The 17,666-nt window shown below is 62.2% G+C and carries 18 protein-coding genes; 4 read left to right on the top strand and 14 right to left on the bottom strand.

Going from position 1 to position 17,666, the window contains the following annotated elements; genetic code table 11:
* Nucleotides 1-52: 52 nt before the first annotated feature.
* Nucleotides 53-1,036 carry a hypothetical protein gene (locus KTR60_RS09775; protein WP_228402082.1) on the top strand — a complete coding sequence of 328 codons (984 nt, stop codon included), beginning with the start codon at nucleotides 53-55 and terminating at the stop codon, nucleotides 1,034-1,036.
* Nucleotides 1,037-1,090: 54 nt separating this feature from the next.
* Here KTR60_RS09775 and KTR60_RS09770 read toward each other — a convergent pair whose 3' ends face one another.
* Genes KTR60_RS09770 through KTR60_RS09755 form a run of 4 tightly spaced genes read right to left on the bottom strand, consistent with a single transcriptional unit; the run spans nucleotide 1,091 to nucleotide 3,694 of the window.
* Nucleotides 1,091-1,981, bottom strand: a complete 891-nt coding sequence (locus KTR60_RS09770) for a sucrase ferredoxin (protein WP_228402081.1) — start codon at nucleotides 1,979-1,981, stop codon at nucleotides 1,091-1,093.
* Nucleotides 1,982-2,039: 58 nt separating this feature from the next.
* On the bottom strand, nucleotides 2,040-2,612 hold the full coding sequence (locus KTR60_RS09765) for a YdeI/OmpD-associated family protein (RefSeq protein ID WP_003940957.1): 573 nt from the start codon (nucleotides 2,610-2,612) through the stop codon (nucleotides 2,040-2,042).
* A gap of 9 nt (nucleotides 2,613-2,621) precedes the next feature.
* A complete protein-coding gene (locus KTR60_RS09760) occupies nucleotides 2,622-3,125 on the bottom strand; it encodes a hypothetical protein (RefSeq protein ID WP_037129197.1) in 504 nt (167 codons plus the stop codon).
* An 8-nt stretch (nucleotides 3,126-3,133) separates the two neighbouring features.
* On the bottom strand, nucleotides 3,134-3,694 hold the full coding sequence (locus tag KTR60_RS09755) for a TetR-like C-terminal domain-containing protein (protein ID WP_037129117.1): 561 nt from the start codon (nucleotides 3,692-3,694) through the stop codon (nucleotides 3,134-3,136).
* Between the two features lie 292 nt (nucleotides 3,695-3,986).
* Here KTR60_RS09755 and KTR60_RS09750 point away from each other — a divergent pair, with 292 nt between their 5' ends.
* Nucleotides 3,987-4,832 (top strand): alpha/beta hydrolase, encoded by an 846-nt coding sequence (locus KTR60_RS09750; RefSeq protein WP_003940761.1) that lies wholly within the window; start codon nucleotides 3,987-3,989, stop codon nucleotides 4,830-4,832.
* On the opposite strand, the gene KTR60_RS09745 is transcribed toward KTR60_RS09750, so the two are convergent.
* On the bottom strand, nucleotides 4,817-5,773 hold the full coding sequence (locus KTR60_RS09745) for a GlxA family transcriptional regulator (RefSeq protein ID WP_228402080.1): 957 nt from the start codon (nucleotides 5,771-5,773) through the stop codon (nucleotides 4,817-4,819). The genes KTR60_RS09750 and KTR60_RS09745 overlap by 16 nt on opposite strands.
* 125 nt (nucleotides 5,774-5,898) lie before the next feature.
* Between KTR60_RS09745 and KTR60_RS09740 the strand changes: the two genes are divergently transcribed.
* Nucleotides 5,899-6,537 (top strand): HD domain-containing protein, encoded by a 639-nt coding sequence (locus tag KTR60_RS09740; protein WP_007727481.1) that lies wholly within the window; start codon nucleotides 5,899-5,901, stop codon nucleotides 6,535-6,537.
* Nucleotides 6,538-6,546: 9 nt separating this feature from the next.
* Here the strand turns inward: KTR60_RS09740 and KTR60_RS09735 are convergent, their stop codons facing one another.
* The 7 genes from KTR60_RS09735 to KTR60_RS09705 form a co-directional block, all read right to left on the bottom strand.
* Entirely contained in the window at nucleotides 6,547-7,503 is a 957-nt protein-coding gene (locus tag KTR60_RS09735) for a R2-like ligand-binding oxidase (protein ID WP_019747614.1), read from the bottom strand.
* An 87-nt stretch (nucleotides 7,504-7,590) separates the two neighbouring features.
* Complete coding sequence (locus KTR60_RS09730) at nucleotides 7,591-9,228, bottom strand: sulfatase-like hydrolase/transferase (protein ID WP_228402079.1); 1,638 nt, start codon at nucleotides 9,226-9,228, stop codon at nucleotides 7,591-7,593.
* Nucleotides 9,229-9,273: 45 nt separating this feature from the next.
* Complete coding sequence (locus KTR60_RS09725) at nucleotides 9,274-9,615, bottom strand: DUF6292 family protein (RefSeq protein ID WP_228402078.1); 342 nt, start codon at nucleotides 9,613-9,615, stop codon at nucleotides 9,274-9,276.
* 67 nt (nucleotides 9,616-9,682) lie between these two features.
* A complete protein-coding gene (locus KTR60_RS09720; RefSeq protein WP_030535116.1) occupies nucleotides 9,683-10,438 on the bottom strand; it encodes an alpha/beta fold hydrolase in 756 nt (251 codons plus the stop codon).
* A complete protein-coding gene (locus KTR60_RS09715; protein WP_228402077.1) occupies nucleotides 10,425-11,270 on the bottom strand; it encodes an alpha/beta hydrolase in 846 nt (281 codons plus the stop codon). Before KTR60_RS09715 ends, KTR60_RS09720 begins: the two co-directional genes overlap by 14 nt.
* Nucleotides 11,271-11,435: 165 nt before the next feature.
* Nucleotides 11,436-12,989, bottom strand: coding sequence for a DNA polymerase Y family protein (locus tag KTR60_RS09710; RefSeq protein ID WP_228402076.1), 1,554 nt, complete (start codon nucleotides 12,987-12,989; stop codon nucleotides 11,436-11,438).
* Nucleotides 12,986-13,876: a hypothetical protein gene (locus tag KTR60_RS09705; protein ID WP_003940694.1), complete on the bottom strand. Its 891-nt coding sequence runs from the start codon at nucleotides 13,874-13,876 to the stop codon at nucleotides 12,986-12,988. The genes KTR60_RS09710 and KTR60_RS09705 overlap by 4 nt, the downstream gene beginning before the upstream one ends.
* A 227-nt stretch (nucleotides 13,877-14,103) precedes the next feature.
* Between KTR60_RS09705 and KTR60_RS09700 the strand changes: the two genes are divergently transcribed.
* Nucleotides 14,104-15,303 carry a serine/threonine-protein kinase gene (locus KTR60_RS09700; RefSeq protein ID WP_003940952.1) on the top strand — a complete coding sequence of 400 codons (1,200 nt, stop codon included), beginning with the start codon at nucleotides 14,104-14,106 and terminating at the stop codon, nucleotides 15,301-15,303.
* 9 nt (nucleotides 15,304-15,312) lie between these two features.
* Here KTR60_RS09700 and KTR60_RS09695 read toward each other — a convergent pair whose 3' ends face one another.
* Nucleotides 15,313-16,704, bottom strand: coding sequence for an FAD-binding oxidoreductase (locus KTR60_RS09695; RefSeq protein ID WP_003940869.1), 1,392 nt, complete (start codon nucleotides 16,702-16,704; stop codon nucleotides 15,313-15,315).
* Nucleotides 16,701-17,537, bottom strand: a complete 837-nt coding sequence (locus KTR60_RS09690) for a class I SAM-dependent methyltransferase (protein WP_042449717.1) — start codon at nucleotides 17,535-17,537, stop codon at nucleotides 16,701-16,703. The genes KTR60_RS09695 and KTR60_RS09690 overlap by 4 nt, the downstream gene beginning before the upstream one ends.
* Nucleotides 17,538-17,666 lie beyond the last annotated feature (129 nt).

Here is a 17,666-nt window from a genome sequence, read left to right as displayed (position 1 = left end):
CAATGGTCGAGACTTCGCCTCAATCCATCGCAAAAGCACATAGTGTCGATGTATGAGTGGACGATTCACAGCTGGGGTCTTTATCGTCGTCGTCAGTGTCGTCGCCGTTGCGTTGGTTTGGACCGGCGTTCGAGACTATGAATCTTTCACTCCACCGGTCGCGACGGCGGTCGATCGGGCAGACTGCCTCGCCCCTGATATCACCGCCGCGCTCGTAGCCCCCGAGGCACGCGACAGCAGCATCGCACTTCGCCCCGAGGGAAGTGGTTACCCGCCTCCTGATTTCAGCCCCGTTGCCGTTGTTCGATGCGAACGCGGAGAAACGTCCGACGGTGGGTTGACCATCGACTCCATACGCCTCGAGGGGGACATCCACGCGGTGGACGATGCATTCCGCGAACAGTCTCGTCGATTTCCTGCCAACGTCCGGGCCGACTGCGCGTACCGTCTCGTCCCGCCAGCCGGTTTGTGGCTGGTAGACGAAGCAGGAGCAGCCATACGCCCTACCTGGCCGACCGCGCCCTGCGGACTGCAAGAGAAACCACACGCAGCCCTGAGCCAACTACATGAGATCAGCCGCGCGCAGCATCCGGTCGACGGCATCTCCTCCGATGACGCCGGAACCTGCGCGGAGTCGATCGGACAACCGTTCGCGACGACCACTGAAGCTGACATGAGTCGCATGGCAGAACACGAAGACACTCACGCGCGCCCACTGACGGAAACAGCTTTGGCTACACCGATTTCCGACATCGGCAGACTACGGGTGTGCCGCTATTCCACCGAACCGCCGCTGCCCGAGTCCCGAATCCGCTTGTCACGCCAGCAGAGTACTGATCTGATGGAGGTTGCATCCACCGCGCCACCTGCAGGCCCATGCGATCTCGTCGCCCATCACATCGCTTCGATCGACGTACTTCGTCCCGACGGATCGGGCGGCACGCGGATGGCAGTCGAACTCGACGGATGCCAACGCGTAAACCTTCTCGGACAACGTCAATTACCGCCCGCAGTCATTGCGCTCCTGTTGCAGTAGCGATGACCCACACCCGAGTTCATCGAGACTGATCGTAGAATACCGACGATGAAATCACAGGTCTCGAATCGACGTGACCACAACTGGCCTGACCGGCTTGGGCGCCGCGCCGCAACTCGGTGGACGCGGCGCGAGTTCGGAGAGTGCCGTCTCCACCGCCCATCGCCGGCCGTCCACATGTGCGACGACGCATGTCCCGTCACTCGCCTGCTCGATGACAGCCAAGCCGTCGATTCCGCAGGTTATTTGCTGTCGCACAGCAATTTCCGAAGCCTGCCCCGCAGGAGACCAGCAACTCCGTCCACGCAGGCCTGGCAAATGGACCTGATCTCGGGAAGCCACCTCCACGGCCGTGACACTCTCACTTGCGGACAGACGGCCGTACGTATTGCCGCTCGGCAACAGGATCATCGACGGCGCGAATCGGTGCCCGCCGGTATGCGAACACTCCCACACCTGGGGTCCGAAGGACGACATCAGCGCTGCGGCGATCGGCCTGCCGAATACAGCGCAGCACTGGTCGCGCTTGCCGTGCGCGCAGACCAATACGACTGGCTCGGTCACTTGCTCGCCCAGTCCTGGTGGCGGCCCATCCAACAGGGAGAAATCGACGTCGAGTAAGTCCATCGGCGAATCGATGTGCAACCTTTCACACCATGAGTCGCTCGGATCGGAGCGCGCAAGCAGGACGGTGTGTCCATCAGTCATCGGATCGGTACGCCCGGGTCGCCGAACGAACATGATTCGTACGTTCGCTGCATCGGCTCGGCGGCTCAGCTCGGCGGCAAGCTCCTCCCCCAAGGCCGTACCGTCCAACACGTCACGACCCCACGCGGCATTGAATTCGAGGCATACCCAGCCCTGCACGACGGCAGCGCTGCCTGCCAGCGGCTCATCGACAGCAGACAGTGCGGAACAGGTTTCGGCTTCGATCACGAGGCCCATTGTGTCAGCCTCGCTGGGTGTCGATTCGCAAGTCCCTGTGGCCCAGTGACGCGGCAACTCAATAGAACTTCTTGCCCTCCGCAAGCTGGTTCACGAACTTCTCGATCCGCCTGGCTCGCGTCTCCGGACGCTTTGCCTCCTGCAGTCGGTACGCGATGGTGAATCGGTTGGTGGAATTGAGCGTCGCGTAGAACTCACGAGCCTTCGGGTTTTCCGCGAGCGCATCGAGAAAGTCTTTGGGGACCTCGGCCTTGGCTGATCCCTCGTACGCGCGATCCCATCGACCGTCGGCCTTGGCCTTCTCGATCTCGGCGATGCCGGAAGGCTCGAGAAGTCCCGCAGCGTCGAGGCGGGCGACTATCTCGACGTTGCGTTTGGACCACGGACTCCGCGCGGTGCGTCGCGAAAACTTCTGTACGAAGAAATCGTCGTCGATTCGCCGTGCGAGGCTGTCGATCCAGCCGAAGCACAGGGCAACGTCCAACGCTTGGTCGTAGTCGATCGAACTGTGCGACGAGGTCTTCTTGGCCATTTTCAGCCAAAGGCCGGGGACCACCTCGTGGTTCTCGGACAGCCATCGACGGAACTCTGCTCCGTCAGCGAAGTATTCGGTATCGAGTTCGACTGCCATCAGTGCTCCTCATTTTCGCGATACCCATACTCTGACAAAACCCTGCGACAAATATCCGAGAGTTCCGAGTGCGAGCACCCATTTGGCAATACTGACGGTCGAAGCGGCGCGAACCCTCGAGTCGGTGATCCTGTCGCGATGATCGAGGAAATGGAGTCCGACCACGTTCTCGACGTAGTCGCCGGCCGCCGACAGTACCGGCACTACGGCAAGGGCGCGCCGAGTTGCCGGGGAAAGGGGAACCCGCTCCCCGAGCCTCGTGCCCGCTGACCGCAAAGCCATCGCGTAGATCGCGGGATGTACGAAGTCGGGGTAGTAGTGACTACGAAATCGTGCCGTGGCCTCTTCGTCCATGGAGTCCAAGATCTCGACGTACCGGCGAGCGGAGAACGCCGTCTGCACTTCCAATACTTTGGGAGCCACCGGCCCGAGTAGGCGAGCAATATTCGCTTGTGAGACAACAAAAGCAGTCGTCCACAATGCCATCGCCTTCGCAGATCCAGTTGGTGCCATGTCGTCGATCATTTCACTCTTGAATCGACGCCGACGACAAGTGCAACCAGTTTGTCGATATCGATACGAGGCTCTGTGCTCTGGGAAATCGCGGCCAGACGGATCGGCGAAGCTATTGCCGCGAGAACAGTGTCTGGATCAGTACTGTCCGGGACCTCGCCGCGCTCGATTCCGCGGTTGATCATGACTGCTGCCGCATCGAATCGGGTCCGCCAGAACTGTGCGCGCGCAGCCAGGACTTCCGCGTCATCAGTAGGCATCACACCCGTGCGGGCCAGTGCCAATCCGGTGTCTGTCGCGAGCCAATCTTGCAGACGTCGAGCAAAAGTTCGAAGATCACCGACGAGTGTTCCGGTGTCGGGTATCGACAAACCTGCATCGGTGAACTCTCGGAGTGCATCGACGACCAGCAAGTCGACCGTCGCCCATCGACGGTAGATCGACGTTGGATGAACGTCGGCTTCGACCGCTATCGCGGCGATCGTCACCGACTGCGGTCCCAGTTCAGCGACCTTCCGCACAGTCGCTTCGATCACAGCCGTTCGGACCGCTCGACCCCTTTGCTTCATAGCCTCATTGTGCCAATCGCGACACCCAGACATATCGCAACTACTACTTGCGATATGTTCGATACTCGAACAGTTTTCTTCACCAGTGAGGTGGCAATTGACATGGTTGTGTTCTTCGAAGTGCTTTTTGTTCTCGCGTCGGTCGCGATGGCATGGTTTGCCATATACGTCATTTACCGCCTGATCAGGGACGACCGACAATGACGTCTGCCTTGGATCTGATCGCCGGTGAATGAGGTTGTAAAAAGCGGGCATCCCGTATCGATCATCGGTCCGATAGCGGGGAGCGCGCATGTCGCCCAAGTCCAACCCGACTGTTCTGTTCATCCACGGACTTTGGATGCACCCGACCACCTGGGACCCCTGGGCGCAGGTTTTCAGCGCGCAGGGGTACTCCACAATGGCGCCGGGATGGCCAGGGGACGCGTCGACCGTGGGTGAGACGCGTGAACACCCGGAAGACATCGCGGGACACGGCATCGAGGACGTGACGGATCACTACGCCAAGGTGATAGCCGATCTCGACGAACCACCGATCGTGGTGGGGCATTCGTTCGGAGGTTTGATCGCGCAGAAACTTCTGGGCCAGAAGCTGGCGACCGCGGCAATTGCCATCGACCCGGCTCAGCCCAAAGGGGTGTTGAAACTTCCCCTCGTTCAACTGGGCAGTGTTTTCCCGGTCCTGTCCAACCCCGGGAACTACCGGAAGGCGTACTCACACAACAGAGAGTCGTTCCACAAATCCTTTGCCAGCGCCGTGTCCAAGGACGAGTCCGACGCCTTGTTCGAGCAGTATGCGATTCCCGCCCCTGGTCGGCCGTTGTTCGAGGCAGCACTCGCCAACTTCGCGCCCCACAGCCCCGCTGCAGTAGATTTCAACGCTCGCCGCGGGCCACTCCTGATGATCGGCGGCGGCAAGGATCGCACAGTCCCGAAAGCCAGTTCGGACAGCTCGTTCAAGAAGTACGCCAAGGCCCCGACGATCAACGAATACAAGGTCTTCGGCGATCGAGGTCACTCGCTGACCATCGACCACGGCTGGCGTGAGATCGCGGACTACAGCCTTGCCTGGCTCGACAAGCAGGGCATGAGCCCGCCGCAAGGCAAGCACGAAAGTCAGTCTCAGCCGAAAGCTTGAAAACGACGGCGGTACACCTGCGGCGAGATTCCGAGATGCGTCGAAAATGCTCGTCGTAGGGATTCCGAACTGCCGAATCCCGCCAATTGCGCGGCTTCGGTCACCGAGTGGCCGGCATCGAGGAGCGCTTTCGCGGAGTCGAAACGGATCAACTCGACGTATTTGGCCGGCGTCGTACCGAGTTCTTCCCGAAAGAGCCTCGTCAGATGCCGTGGGCTCAGGTGCGCCAGGGCAGCCAGTTCGTCGACCGAGTACTCCCCCGCCGGATCGGCGGCCACCGCCTCGACCACTGCGCGAAGCGCGGGCACCCGGGGCCGCGGCCCGCTCAACGACGGCGAGAACTGTGACTGCCCACCTGGACGCTGGAGAAATACCACCAGAAGCTGTGCGACGCGTCGGGCCATTTCTGCACCATGATCTCGCTCGAGCAATGCGAGCGCGAGATCGATCCCGGCGGTCACACCCGCAGACGAGAACACCGTGCCGTCCTGGATGAAAATGGCGTCGGGAACTACCGTGATCTGCGGATAGGCGCGCGCCAGCGTTGCCGTGTGTTGCCAATGCGTCGTTGCGCGGCGTCCGTCGAGCAGTCCACTCGCCGCCAGGATGAAAGTCCCGGTACAGATCGAGGCAACCCGACCCGAACGTCCCGCCAGATCGCTCGCTGCGTCACGCAGTTCCGGACTCACCGGCATCGACGGGAACACGTCGCCACCCATGACCAGCAACGTGTCGAAGGAACCGGAATCTGCGACGTCACAGTCGACCGGAATGCGCATGCCGGTCGACGAGTCGACATCGTGTCCACCTACCGAGCAGATCACCAACTCGTAGTTCGCTCCGCCGCGATTGGCCTCTGCGAACACCTCACTCGGACCTGCGACGTCGAGCAGTTTGACGCCGTCGAACACCAGGACGGCAACTCGATGCACTGCGGTCACGATCGCTCCCCTTCGTCCTGATCTGTGGACAGTATGGCCGAGATCAGGGTGCGCCCGCGTGCGTGCTCGACCGACACTGGGACGGACCGAGAAATTCGCAGCAGCGACGAGCAGAGCAGGTACCGATGAACACGATCATTGCCGGTGTGAAAATCCCCGATTCGAAGATGGCTGCCGACGCCACCGAACTCGTCCGAGATACGGCGTCCGAGTTACTGTTTCACCACTCGCGACGCGTCTTCCTCTTCGGATCGCTGCAAGGCGCGCGTTTGGGACTGCACGCCGACCCTGAATTGCTCTACGTCGGCGCCATGTTTCACGACCTGGGGCTCACCGAGAAATTCCGGGACAGTACGGCGCGATTCGAATTGGACAGCGCGGACGAAGCGCGGCGATTCCTCACCGGCTACGAAGTCGACGAAACCGACATCCGCAAAGTGTGGGAAGGCATCGCTCTACATACGACGCCCGAGGTCCCCTCGCGGCTGGAGCCCGAAATCGCCTTGGTGACAGCGGGTGTGGAGACCGATGTACTCGGAATCGGATACAGCGAACTCGACCAGGCCGACATCGACGCCGTCACCGCGGCCCACCCCCGTCCGGATTTCAAGAATCAGATCTTGAAGGCCTTCACCGACGGCTTCAAGCACCGTCCCGAAAGCACGTTCGGGACGGTGAACGCTGACGTACTCGAACATTTCGTGCCGGGATTTCGGCACATCGATTTTGTCGAGGTCATCCAGAACTCGGCTTGGCCCCAATAGAATTCGCAGTCATTTGGCCGCCTCACTCATCGCAGCGGCATCTTCTGCCCCGAACTTTTCCTCGAGGGTCTCCGGCGAATAGTCGAGGTCGATCTCGGCGACGTCGCGCCCGCGTGCAGACTCGATCGCCGAAAGTCGGCGCTGCGCACGGTCTGCGGCATACTCGAGGAACTCCTGATTGTCCAAACCGAACGGCTGCACCTCGAATTGATCGTTGACCCAGTTGATCATTCCGAGGGCCATGGGCATGAGTTCACCCATCCGCTGCTGGACGACGTCCCAGTTGTGATCGTCGGCGGCGACGTGCCTTCGGCAGGTGAACGTTCCCCAAGCCATGTGCCGTCGTTCGTCGTCACCGATCTTTCGCACCAATTGCTGCATGCCAGGGAGGATTCCGCGCGTCGCACAAACTTTCTGCCAGGCGTAGTAACCCGTCAACGCCAGACTGCCCTCGATGACGTGGTTGTACGTGACGCTGGCACGCACCTGGTTGACCGGGCTGGGGTCTGTCTCGAGAATGCGTAGCGACGACGGCAGCTCCTCGTAGAACAGTTGCCGGTAGTACGGATTGTCAGCGACGTAGGAATGCAGGTCACTGGTCAATCCCACTTCGTCCATCCACAGCCGAAACACCTGGGTGTGCTTGGCTTCCTCGAAACAGAACTGCGTCAAGTACATCTCGTCGCCGAAACGTCCCTCGGTCGACATTGCTTTCATGAACGGTTGGATGTCTTCGGTGACGGCTTCTTCACCGGCGATGAACTGCGCACACAGGAAGGTGGCGCTGCGCTGTTGTTCGCTGGTCAGCTCCTGCCAGTCACGGGCATCCTGCGAAAAATCGAGGTCGGTTGGGTTCCAGAATTTGGCGTTTCCCTTGGTGAACAATCGGAGTGGGAACGAATCCCAGTTCAACCCTCCCGACCGAAGAGTACTGAAACCTTCTCGCCCCGGCGAGGTGACAGTCATGACATTCCTTCTTCCCGAACCGAAGACAGATGCCCCACCAGCATGCCCGCAGAACTGAAACGTGAATCAGTTTTGACGAAATTCGATCTATTCCTTCAGGGAAACACCCTTGGTCTCCATCACTGCGAAGAGCTTGGCGTTCATCTGAGCTGCCAGATCCGGCCGATACGAACCGATGTTGAGCGGATTGGCGAGATTGTTCAGTTCCAAGGGGTCGGCTTGTAAGTCGTACAGTTCGTATTGCGGCGCAGCAACTCCCGCAGGATCGAAGTACATCGTGTACTTCCAGCGACTCTCGCGTATGCACCGAATGTGGTTGGGCTGCGTGACGATGTTCTGACCGTCGGGCGTCGCACAGTTCTGATCGTCGTAGGTGAACAGAATCGTGTCCTGAACCTGCGCGCTGGGACTTTGCGGATAAGCGGCAGCGTCGACGATGACCGGTGTCAGATCGGTACCCAGGAAGTTCCACGATTGACGCGCAGGCGCTTGGGCGAGCGTGGCGAGAGTGGGCATCACGTCGATCAACGACGCCAGGGCGTCGGTGCGAACGGGTTCGGGAAACAGCAAGGGGTTGCTGATGACCAGTGGAACGCGCAGTGTTTCCTCGTAGGCGTTGAACACTTTCTGCCGCAAACCTCCGTGGCTCATCCCCATCTCCCCGTGATCGGACATCCGAACGATCACCGTGTCGTCGAGCATCTGTGGAGTGGCTTCGATCGCGTCGAGCACGCTGCCGATGTGTTCGTCGACCACCTTGTGCATATAGGCGTAGAAGTTGATGTAGTTACGCGCCTGATCGGGTCCGAGCAGCGGCCCGAGCCCGGCTGCCAACAGCAGTTCCGACTGAACCTGGGCTGTCGGTTTGTGATTGAGCGCCAGGATCTCGTCGAAGGTGGGCGGCAAGTCGATACCCTGCTCGAAGGCGCCCGGCGCGTCCGATCCGTAGTTGTCGCACGTGCCGTTCATCGCGTTCCACGTCTGGGGGTACGCGAGGACATCGTGCGGGTTCACGAACGAGACGATCAGCGCCCAAGGCTGTCCGGATTTGACTGCGGGTCCGGAGAGGAACTCGACAGCTTCCTCGGCGACACGGCGATCATGGTCTGCGCACCCGCCACCGAAGTGATCCGGATTGGTGTCCTGGCCCGCGTCCGGCGGAATCCACCCCTCGAAGCCGAATCCTGCCACGTCCTCGCTTGTCGGATCACCACCCTCGACGCCTTTGCTCAGATGCCATTTCCCCCGGTACTGGACGTTGTAGCCGGCCGACGCCAGCAGCTTTGCCATGTTCTGTTCGGAGACCTGCAACTGCGGCTCGGTGGGTGAGACAGTGCCACCTTCGGTGAGCGTTCTGGTGACCCCGTGCTGCGCGGGGTAGAGGCCGGTGAAGAACGTACTGCGACTGGGCGAGCACATCGCGGTGTTGCACACTGCCTGGTCGAAACTCAGCCCGTGATCGGCAATCCTCTTGCGGTTGGGCAGATTCTGTTCAGCCCAGCCTTGTGGCCAGTACATCGGCCGGCGTTCCTGATCGGTGATGATGACAACGATGTTGGGTTTCTGCGGAAACCGATCGGCGGGTGCTGCTTGTACCGGCGCCGCGCTCACCGCGCCGGCCGCGACGTCTGCCACTCCCGCGAGGACAAGGGCACCGACGCCACCGAGGAACGTCCGGCGCGGCAGTGAATGACAATGCGGAGCTGGATCGTTCTCTGGGTTCACGGGCGTCGTCCTCTCGGAGGCGTTGTCGCCCCAGAGTTGACCGAATCACTCTTCGCTACACATGCTCGAGCAAACTGCCCGTGCGCTGATCAGTTCGATAACCCGATCCGCACAGCGCAGCGGATCCGGTGTCCGGCCGATACCGAGGGTGTCGACTATCGAAATCGTCCTTCGCACATCAGCCTCCTCGACGCCCCACGACCAACCGAAGTCGTGATTCCAGAGCAGAACTGCGTTCTTCCCCGGATGGTGCCTGGCATGAACGGGAAGGACGATCACCGCATCCATGCTCGGCCCCTGCGGCCATCGAACTGTCTCACCGTGAACGGACCGTGCTACCGCGTCGATGTATTCGTGTGCGGACCAGTCGTTGCCGTTGGTATGCATAGAAGTACATTCGGTGCCACACACGTTTCGGATGGGTTCGTGGCATCACCGATCGAGTATTGCGCTTTCAGGAAATGAACGGCAACACAACGGATTCGAATTGGCGATGACCGTCGCGGTGGACACTGTGGCCGGTACGGAAAGAGACCAATTCGCAGCGTGCGACGGTGGCCGCAACAGCGTCGAGGCGAACAGGATCCACCATCCCGCCCAGACCTCCACGCAGGAACAACATGTCAGCCTCGATGAGCGGCAACCGATCCCACCACTGCGGATCCGGTCGGCGGAACTGCTCGAGCGCGGACCGTGTCATCGAGCGATCGAACGTCAACGCGGCTCGCGGATGCCGCACCAAACTTGTTGTGGCGTGCCACAGTTCTGGGACACTCGGCAATTTTCTCGCGAACACCTGTTCCGGGTCACCTGCACGTAGCGGCAACGGCGCTTCCTCGATGACCAACTTCCGCACCGCAGTGGGACGTTTCTGCGCGATCAACGACGCCGCGTGCCCGCCGAGCGAGTGGCCGACCAGATCCACCTGCTCGAGTTCGAGATGATCACACACGTCCATGACGTCGTCCGCGAACTCCTCGAACAGATACGACGACGCACGAGCGCTCCGGCCGTGGCCGCGAAGGTCGACCGAGACAACTCGCCGGTTGCGTGATCGCAAGGTCCGCGCGAACTTGTCCCAGGTACCGCTGTCGCCGCCCATCCCGTGCACGAGGACTACCGGAGGCAGATCGGCCACACTGGGATGCGAGCCGGAATCGCGGTAGCTGATCTGGACCCCGCCGGCACTTCGTACGTTAGCGACACTCACGAGTTCCCAGGATAGACCCGTCCTCACGGATTGCTGACGCGGTCAGCCGAGGCTGCAACTCCCCTGCTCGCGTGACCTCGTCGTAGCGACCGAGTCCGATCCTCGCGATGTTTCGCAGCGACTCGCTTGCATCGGCGAAGTAGCCGCAATGCCCTCGAACGGCACCGGTACCGAAAACAATGGCTCCGTGCTGCGCCCGAACTGGAGACGGGCCGTGCCCGATGCGGCCGATCTTCACGCGTGGGAAGTAGCGGATCCAGTCCGACGGACCAAGCGCAGCCCAGAGATTTCCGGCAAAGCACAGGTCTTCGCGCGAACTGGTCCCCATCCCCGGACTACCCAGCACCACGCAATCGTCCACTCGCGCCGACGGGAGAGCGAGTCCGCACACCACGGCCCCGTAGCTGTGTCCGACGAGCGTCACATGCGCCGATCGCGGCAGGATACGAGTCAACCGCGCCAGATCTATCGCACCAAGTTCTGCAAGTGTCCGGGAGAACGACTCGAGAAATCCCCACGGCGTCCGATAACCGACCCACACGATCACCGCGACGCGGTCGTTCGGCCCGAGCGTTCGGAGCATCCTTCCCAGCGTCCATCCGCTCGCGCGTGGTCCTGTCGGACGGTTCTCGTCGAAGTAGTTTCCCAGTCCGTTGTCGTTGCCCGGCACGAAGATCATGATGTGCTCGGCGGTGGCGACATCGCCGAACACCTCCACGATCCGGCCTTCGCCGGTCTCGTCGTACGCCAGAAGTTGTGCGTCGCGTAGCTCCATCGGCTCGTAGTGAAGTCGATCGGTTCCGGAAACGTCAGCTCGACCCGCCGTTTTCATGACACTCCTCGCGAAGAGTTGCAACGACGAGAATCATTGCAACAGTGAGTTTTTGAATGTCATCAACGCTAGGCGCCCGATGGCGTCGGTGCGATGGCGCCAGCGCCCCTACTGTTCGTACAGTCGACTCGACCATGTCCGGTACAGCTGGCTGTACCTACGAGCTCATTCGTACACGCCCTCCACCGACCATCCACCGCCTTCACAGATCATCAGCAACGCCCGCGATTCCTCCAACAGCACCTGAGCCCGCGCGGCCGTGCGCGCCGAGGCTTCGTCCCACCATCGCTCGTCCACCGGCCAGGGCCCGGCCCATCCCTGCACTGCCCATTCCTTGCTCCCCCACTTCAGCCTTCCCGGCTGCGAGCTGAAGACACCGCGCTCAGTGACGTACACGGCGTTGCCGGCCACATCCTCCAGCCATACCTTGGGATTGTCGACGAAGATCGACCCCGGAGACGGCTGCGGCAGACGACCAGGCCACGGGGCTGTCGGATCATGAGCAGCTACCCGCTCGTCACCCAAGGGCAACAGGGTAATTCGCTCCGAGGGCCCTCGACCACCGCTCAGGACACCGACCTGAACCGATTCGCCGCCCAGAAGACCTTGCACGCGCACCAATGCTCGCCTGGCCCGCTCCTCCTCGTCGCCGACACCGCCCCACAGCCCCAACTGCAAAGCGCCGGCACTGACCACCTCCACCGGTTCCAGACGCAACACCGCTATGCCTGCGGTCGGCCGGGTCTCACTGCGCCCGGTGAGCCAGCCGTCCAGTTGCCATCGCACTCGATCGGCCGTTCCCTCCGGTGTCAGAGGTTCGGCGCAACGCCAAGTCCGAGAAAGATTTTCACCGTTGCCCGTGCTGGCCGAAATCGACAGGCGGGTGCACGCCACTGCGGCAGCCGACAATTTGTCGTGCAGGAGACTCGCCAAGGCGCGCCCGGCAAACGCTGCGGCATCCACCCGCTCGATCGACGGATCGTAATGCTGCTCCACTTCCAGATCCGGCGGAAGCGTCCGCGCCGACGGTGGCCGCTCGGGTTCACCGCGCGCCGCACGATGCGCGAGCACCGCATCGGCCCCGAAACGCGAAGCGACGTCCACTGCCGGTAAATCCGCGAAAGCACCGATGGTTCTGATCCCGAGCCTGCGCAGCAGATCCACCAACTCCCCGCGATGCGGCGCAGACAGACTGGGCTCGGCCGCCAACTCCGGCATGGGTAGCGGCGCCAGAAACCGTGCCCCCTCCCCCGGCGGCACCAGCGCTGCCCGGCGCGCGGCAATGACCGCTGTGGACAGTTGATCCGCCACACCCACCTGACTCTCGACGCCCGCAGCAGATGCCTGATCCACCAATCGTTCCGCCGCGGCTTCCTCCGAACCGAAGTACCGACTGACACCTCGCGCACTGAGCACCAACAAACCAGGACGAAGTACCTCGACGCCCGGTGCCACCGCATCGATGGCCGCGGCGACCGGCTCGAACAATCTGGCGTCGCGTTCCGGATCTGCCATCGCCACATACAGTTCCGGGCAGCGGGCCTGCGACTCGCGTCGGCGCAGGCCTCGTCGCACTCCCTCCGCTCGGGCCGTCGCCGAACATGCGATCACCCGATTACCCGAGGTGACCGCGACAGGATGCGTGGCAGGAAGATCGGCAAGCGCTGCCGCTGCCACCGCCGGCCAGTCCGGGCACCACAACGCCAGAACTCTGCTCACAGTGACACCACCCGCGACGACACCACCCGCGACGACACCACCTGCTCCGACACCACCTGCTCCGACACGGCCTCGACCGGCCGGGAAGGTACCCACTCGACCCGCCCGGCTGCACTACAGATGTCCAGACGCGTGGTCCGGGGCTGGAACGAGCGCCCCCGAGCACGAACCGCGAGGCTCAGGGAACTGAGCCGACCACGCCCCAACTCACGGCCCTGACCGAACCCACCGTAACCATGAACCCGAGCGTCCAACCGAACTTCGGCCCCGTCCCAGTGACCTTCGGTGACAACAAGAGTCGAGCCCTTGCTCCGGGCGCGCGCCACCACCGCTCGCGCACGCGACGGGGATACCGACGCACCCGCCAATCCCAGAATCACCAGATCCATACCGTCGAGCAGCACAGCAGCGATCTCGACCGGATCCGGCCCAGGCGCCGGAATGAGCGCCAGACGTTCCAGTTGCGCACCCATCTCGTACGCCGCCAGCAATCCCAGTCGAGGTTGCCCGATGACTGCCACATGCCCCCCGGACGCCGTCACGGACGCGACCAATCCCAAGAGCAAGGAAGCAGCGCCCTCGACGGACACCACGGTTCCGCGCACCAAACCGCCCTGCGGTAGCAATGCCCCGATACCTTCCGGCACTGGGAGAACACCAGCCTTGTGCGCGCGGTCCACGACCGGCATTTCCCGGTCGGCAACACTCTCGAAGGCTGCTGCACTTGTCCCGGAAACACCAGCCACGGAAACACTCGGTCCCGAAAACGACGTATCGCCGCGAGAGGGAATGGACGCGATCTGTCGGCGGAGCTGTGCCAGCCGATCCTGACGGGACAACCCCGCCGCATCTGCCGACAGCTCCACCAACTCGGTCACCTCGGTCATCCCCATCCTCCGGAACACCGGAAAAACCCACTCGGCAGCAATCCATAACCAGCCGGCAAACCGCGGGGAAGTCGGGTCTGACATGCATCCAACGAACAGCAATTTCGAACATATTTTCGAACTGTTTTCAGTAAACCGTGTCACCCCCGACACGTCAAGCAGAGCAAAAAACCCAGTTCACAGGAGCCTCGGGCGTCACAGTGGCATCAATCCATTAACCTTGAGATGTGACAGCTCAGGAGCAGACCGGGAGGGGCATCGGGCCCGAATACCTGCTGGCGGGGCGGTACCGACTCCGCTCCAAGATCGGCGACGGAGGCATGGGCGCCGTCTGGCTGGCCCGCGACACCCTCCTCAGCCGTGACGTCGCGGTGAAACAGGTCACAAGCACGGAAGGCCTCGACACCGAAACGGCCGAAGAGGTCCGTGAACGTACATTGCGCGAAGGCAGGAACGCCGCAAAGCTCACCCACCCCCACTCCATCGCCATGTACGACGTCGCGATCGAGTCCGGTGAACCGTGGTTGGTCATGGAGTACTTCCCCGCCCGCAGCCTCGCCCAGGCGATGAACCTGGCCGACACGTTGCCACCGCTGGAGGTCGCGCAGATCGGCGCGCAGATCGCTGCGGCACTCACCGAGGCGCACGCCGCCGGCATCGTCCACCGCGACATCAAGCCCGGCAACATCCTGATCGCCGACCGAGGCAAGTCTCTCGGCACCGTCAAGATCAGTGACTTCGGCATCGCCCGCGCAAAGAGCGACGTATCCGACACCCAGGACGAGGTCATCACCGGCACTCCCGCGTACTTTGCACCCGAAGTTGCCCGCGGCGACGATCCCACCGAGGCCAGTGACGTCTTCTCACTCGGGTCGACGCTCTACACGGTGATCGAGGGTCAACCGCCCTTCGGCATCGACTCGGACGCCATCGCTCTACTGCATCGTGTCGCCAAGGCCGAGATCTACCGACCCACCAAGTCCGGACCGCTCACCGACGTTCTCCTTCAGCTCCTCGAGCCGGACCCCACCCGTCGTCCGACGATGGCTCAGGCACGCGACGCGCTCGCTGCAGCCGCGACGGGCGGTGGCACGATCGAGCAGTTGATCGACGCTCCCGTCTACTCGTCCGAAGGCGCCGTGCCGGCGTGGGCTCACCGCACCACACAACTCGCCGACCCACACCGCCGCAATCGCCTGACCGGCTCCACGATCACCGGACTGCCTGCAGTGCAACAGAACACGCCACTGCGGAACGTCCCCAGCCCCATGGACATGTTCTCCTGGCCGCCGCGGATACCGACCGGCCCCGCCGATGCCAGCACCCGCGACAAGGTAGTGGCCTGGGCTCCCCTCGCCATGACAGGCATGGTTGCCGTCATCATCTTGGCCGCACTGATCGTCGTCATCCTGGTATTCACGGCCTGACCGGACGCTCTACGCGGGCAGAATGTTTGCGTTGAGGTGAAACACGTTGTCCGGGTCGTACTTCGCCTTGACGGCGGACAATCGCGCGTACTTCGCCGCACCGTAGGACGCTCGCACTCGGTCCTCGTCGACATCGGTCATGAAGTTGACGTACCCGCCTTGATTGGACGAGAACGGACGCAAGGCTTCCCAGGTCTCACGCACCCACGATCGATCCAATTCCAGTGTCCCGGCATCGGTGGCCGTAGCCGTCATGTTGCACACGTAATGTGGTGTGCGAGAACCACCGAACGCAGTGTCGTCCTCGCCGACGGAGGTGAAAGCTCCCTGCAGCGGAAAGATCGGCATGAAGGACATCGGCGACGATTTCTTGCCCGCTTGCTCGGTCAGAACATCGATCACGTCGTCGGAGAAATCCACCAGGTCCAAGGCCTTCTCATAGGCGTATGCACCCCATGGTTCCGATTCGTCGAGCATCGACTGTAAACCGATGTACGGGAGCGGGGTGACGAACTCGAACAGCGTCGGAACGCCCTCTCGAATCGGCGCAATCGCGTTCGAGTGTTCCTCTTCCGATCCGAAACCGGCTACCAGCAACGCGTATCCGGGCAGCAGGTGAAACTGATCCGGAACAAACGGTGCCGGAGGCGCGGACAAACCGACGGCAACCATCGCTCCGGCATTTCTCGGCAGGGCAGGCACCACTTCGCGGCACAGACGAAGCGCTGCGGGTCCGTCCTCCATCCCCCAGAAGAACAGTCCCAGATGCACTTCCGGACCGATCTCGCTCAGACGGTACTCGAACTCGGTGACCACTCCGAAGTTTCCGCCGCCGCCGCGCAGCGCCCAGAACAAGTCGCTGTGATCGTTCTCGGAGGCCCGCACGATCGAACCGTCGGCGAGCACCACCTCTGCCGACACCAGATTGTCGATCGCCAGGCCGAGCGTGCGCGTCAACCACCCCATGCCGCCGCCGAGGGTCAGGCCACCGACGCCGGTATCACTGATCACTCCACCGGTCACTGCCAATCCGTGTTCCTGCGTCGCGGCGTCGAGGTCGGCAATCGTCGCACCACCACCGACCCTGGCTCGCTTCGCGGACGGGGCGACACTGACTACGTTGATCGCACTGAGATCGATCATCACACCGCCTTCACACACCGATGTACCTCGGTAGGAATGCCCACCACCTCTGACCGAAACCTCCAACGAATGGGCTCTGGCAAATGCAAGTGCCACAGACACATCCGACGCCGACCGGCACCTGGCGATCACCGCCGGACGATGATCGATCTGCCCGTTCCAGATCGACCTGGCGTCGTCGTACTCCGGATCTCGGGGGCTGAACACAGAACCCGTGATCGCCGATTTCAGTGGCGCGAACTCGACCGTCGTCATCATGCACCGCCCTCATCGGGTGTCGCGGTGAGAAGCAGGTACTCCCACTCCATCACGAACGGCTCGCTTCCGCTGCCGTACTTCTTTGCCAACTCGAGTAGATCGCGATCGAGCGCCTGCGTGCGGTCAGGATCGCCGGCGATGTTCCGGTACACCGCGATGGTCGGGCCGTAATTCTCCTTGAAGAAATCGCGGAAATCTTCCGGCCCGCTGAATGTGTCCACACGAAGTACGTCTTTCCTTGCGGCAACATCGCCGAGCAGATCACGAACATGGTTCTCGTCGCCCCACAAAGGCGCCGGCTGCGAACCAGGAGGCGGCGGCGGTGCATACGGCTTCATCGTTTTGAACATCTCGCCGATGAACCCCGTCGGAGTCCAACTCAGCACTCCGATCTTTCCGCCGGGTCGGCATACTCGCAAAAGTTCGTCCGCGGCGCGCTGATGATGCGGGGCAAACATCACACCGACGCACGAGAGCACTACGTCGAACTCGTTGTCGCCGAACGGAAGAGCCTCGGCATCGGCCTCCTGCCAATCGAGTTCGACACCCGCGAGTGCCGCGGCCTCCCGTCCTGCCACGAACAGTTCGGGAGCCAGGTCGGTGGCGATCACCTGCGCACCCAGCGCAGCCGCCGGAATGGCGGCGTTGCCGGACCCCGCCGCGACGTCGAGCACCCGATCTCCTTTCTGCACGCCGCATTCACGCACCAATACAGGTCCGAGTTCCGCGATGACCTGCGTCGCCACCGCCGGATAGTTACCGAGCCCCCACATTGCCCGGTGCTTGGCCTTCAGCTCCCGGTCCAACCCGAGAGTCCCCGTTGATTCACTCATTACCGTTCTCCTTCAATAATTTTCGTACTCGGAGCCCGACAGCGTTCATGCCGTTACTCCGACGCTACGACGACGGTTCGCTCCTCTCCAGTACGAAATCTGTACCGGAGCACCCCGGAGGCCTACGAT

This window comes from Rhodococcus sp. C1, assembly GCF_020809065.1.
GTDB lineage: Bacteria > Actinomycetota > Actinomycetes > Mycobacteriales > Mycobacteriaceae > Rhodococcus_F > Rhodococcus_F qingshengii.
This window is presented reverse-complemented; position numbering and strand designations above follow the sequence as displayed.

Excerpts from the sequence above, each read along its gene's own strand:
- KTR60_RS09775 (WP_228402082.1), top strand. The coding sequence starts at position 53 with ATGAGTGGACGATTCACAGCTGGGGTCTTTATCGTCGTCGTCAGTGTC.
- KTR60_RS09770 (WP_228402081.1), bottom strand. The coding sequence starts at position 1,981 with ATGGGCCTCGTGATCGAAGCCGAAACCTGTTCCGCACTGTCTGCTGTC.
- KTR60_RS09765 (WP_003940957.1), bottom strand. The coding sequence starts at position 2,612 with ATGGCAGTCGAACTCGATACCGAATACTTCGCTGACGGAGCAGAGTTC.
- KTR60_RS09760 (WP_037129197.1), bottom strand. The coding sequence starts at position 3,125 with ATGGCACCAACTGGATCTGCGAAGGCGATGGCATTGTGGACGACTGCT.
- KTR60_RS09755 (WP_037129117.1), bottom strand. The coding sequence starts at position 3,694 with ATGAAGCAAAGGGGTCGAGCGGTCCGAACGGCTGTGATCGAAGCGACT.
- KTR60_RS09750 (WP_003940761.1), top strand. The coding sequence starts at position 3,987 with ATGTCGCCCAAGTCCAACCCGACTGTTCTGTTCATCCACGGACTTTGG.
- KTR60_RS09740 (WP_007727481.1), top strand. The coding sequence starts at position 5,899 with ATGAACACGATCATTGCCGGTGTGAAAATCCCCGATTCGAAGATGGCT.
- KTR60_RS09735 (WP_019747614.1), bottom strand. The coding sequence starts at position 7,503 with ATGACTGTCACCTCGCCGGGGCGAGAAGGTTTCAGTACTCTTCGGTCG.
- KTR60_RS09725 (WP_228402078.1), bottom strand. The coding sequence starts at position 9,615 with ATGCATACCAACGGCAACGACTGGTCCGCACACGAATACATCGACGCG.
- KTR60_RS09715 (WP_228402077.1), bottom strand. The coding sequence starts at position 11,270 with ATGAAAACGGCGGGTCGAGCTGACGTTTCCGGAACCGATCGACTTCAC.
- KTR60_RS09705 (WP_003940694.1), bottom strand. The coding sequence starts at position 13,876 with ATGACCGAGGTGACCGAGTTGGTGGAGCTGTCGGCAGATGCGGCGGGG.
- KTR60_RS09695 (WP_003940869.1), bottom strand. The coding sequence starts at position 16,704 with ATGATGACGACGGTCGAGTTCGCGCCACTGAAATCGGCGATCACGGGT.
- KTR60_RS09690 (WP_042449717.1), bottom strand. The coding sequence starts at position 17,537 with ATGAGTGAATCAACGGGGACTCTCGGGTTGGACCGGGAGCTGAAGGCC.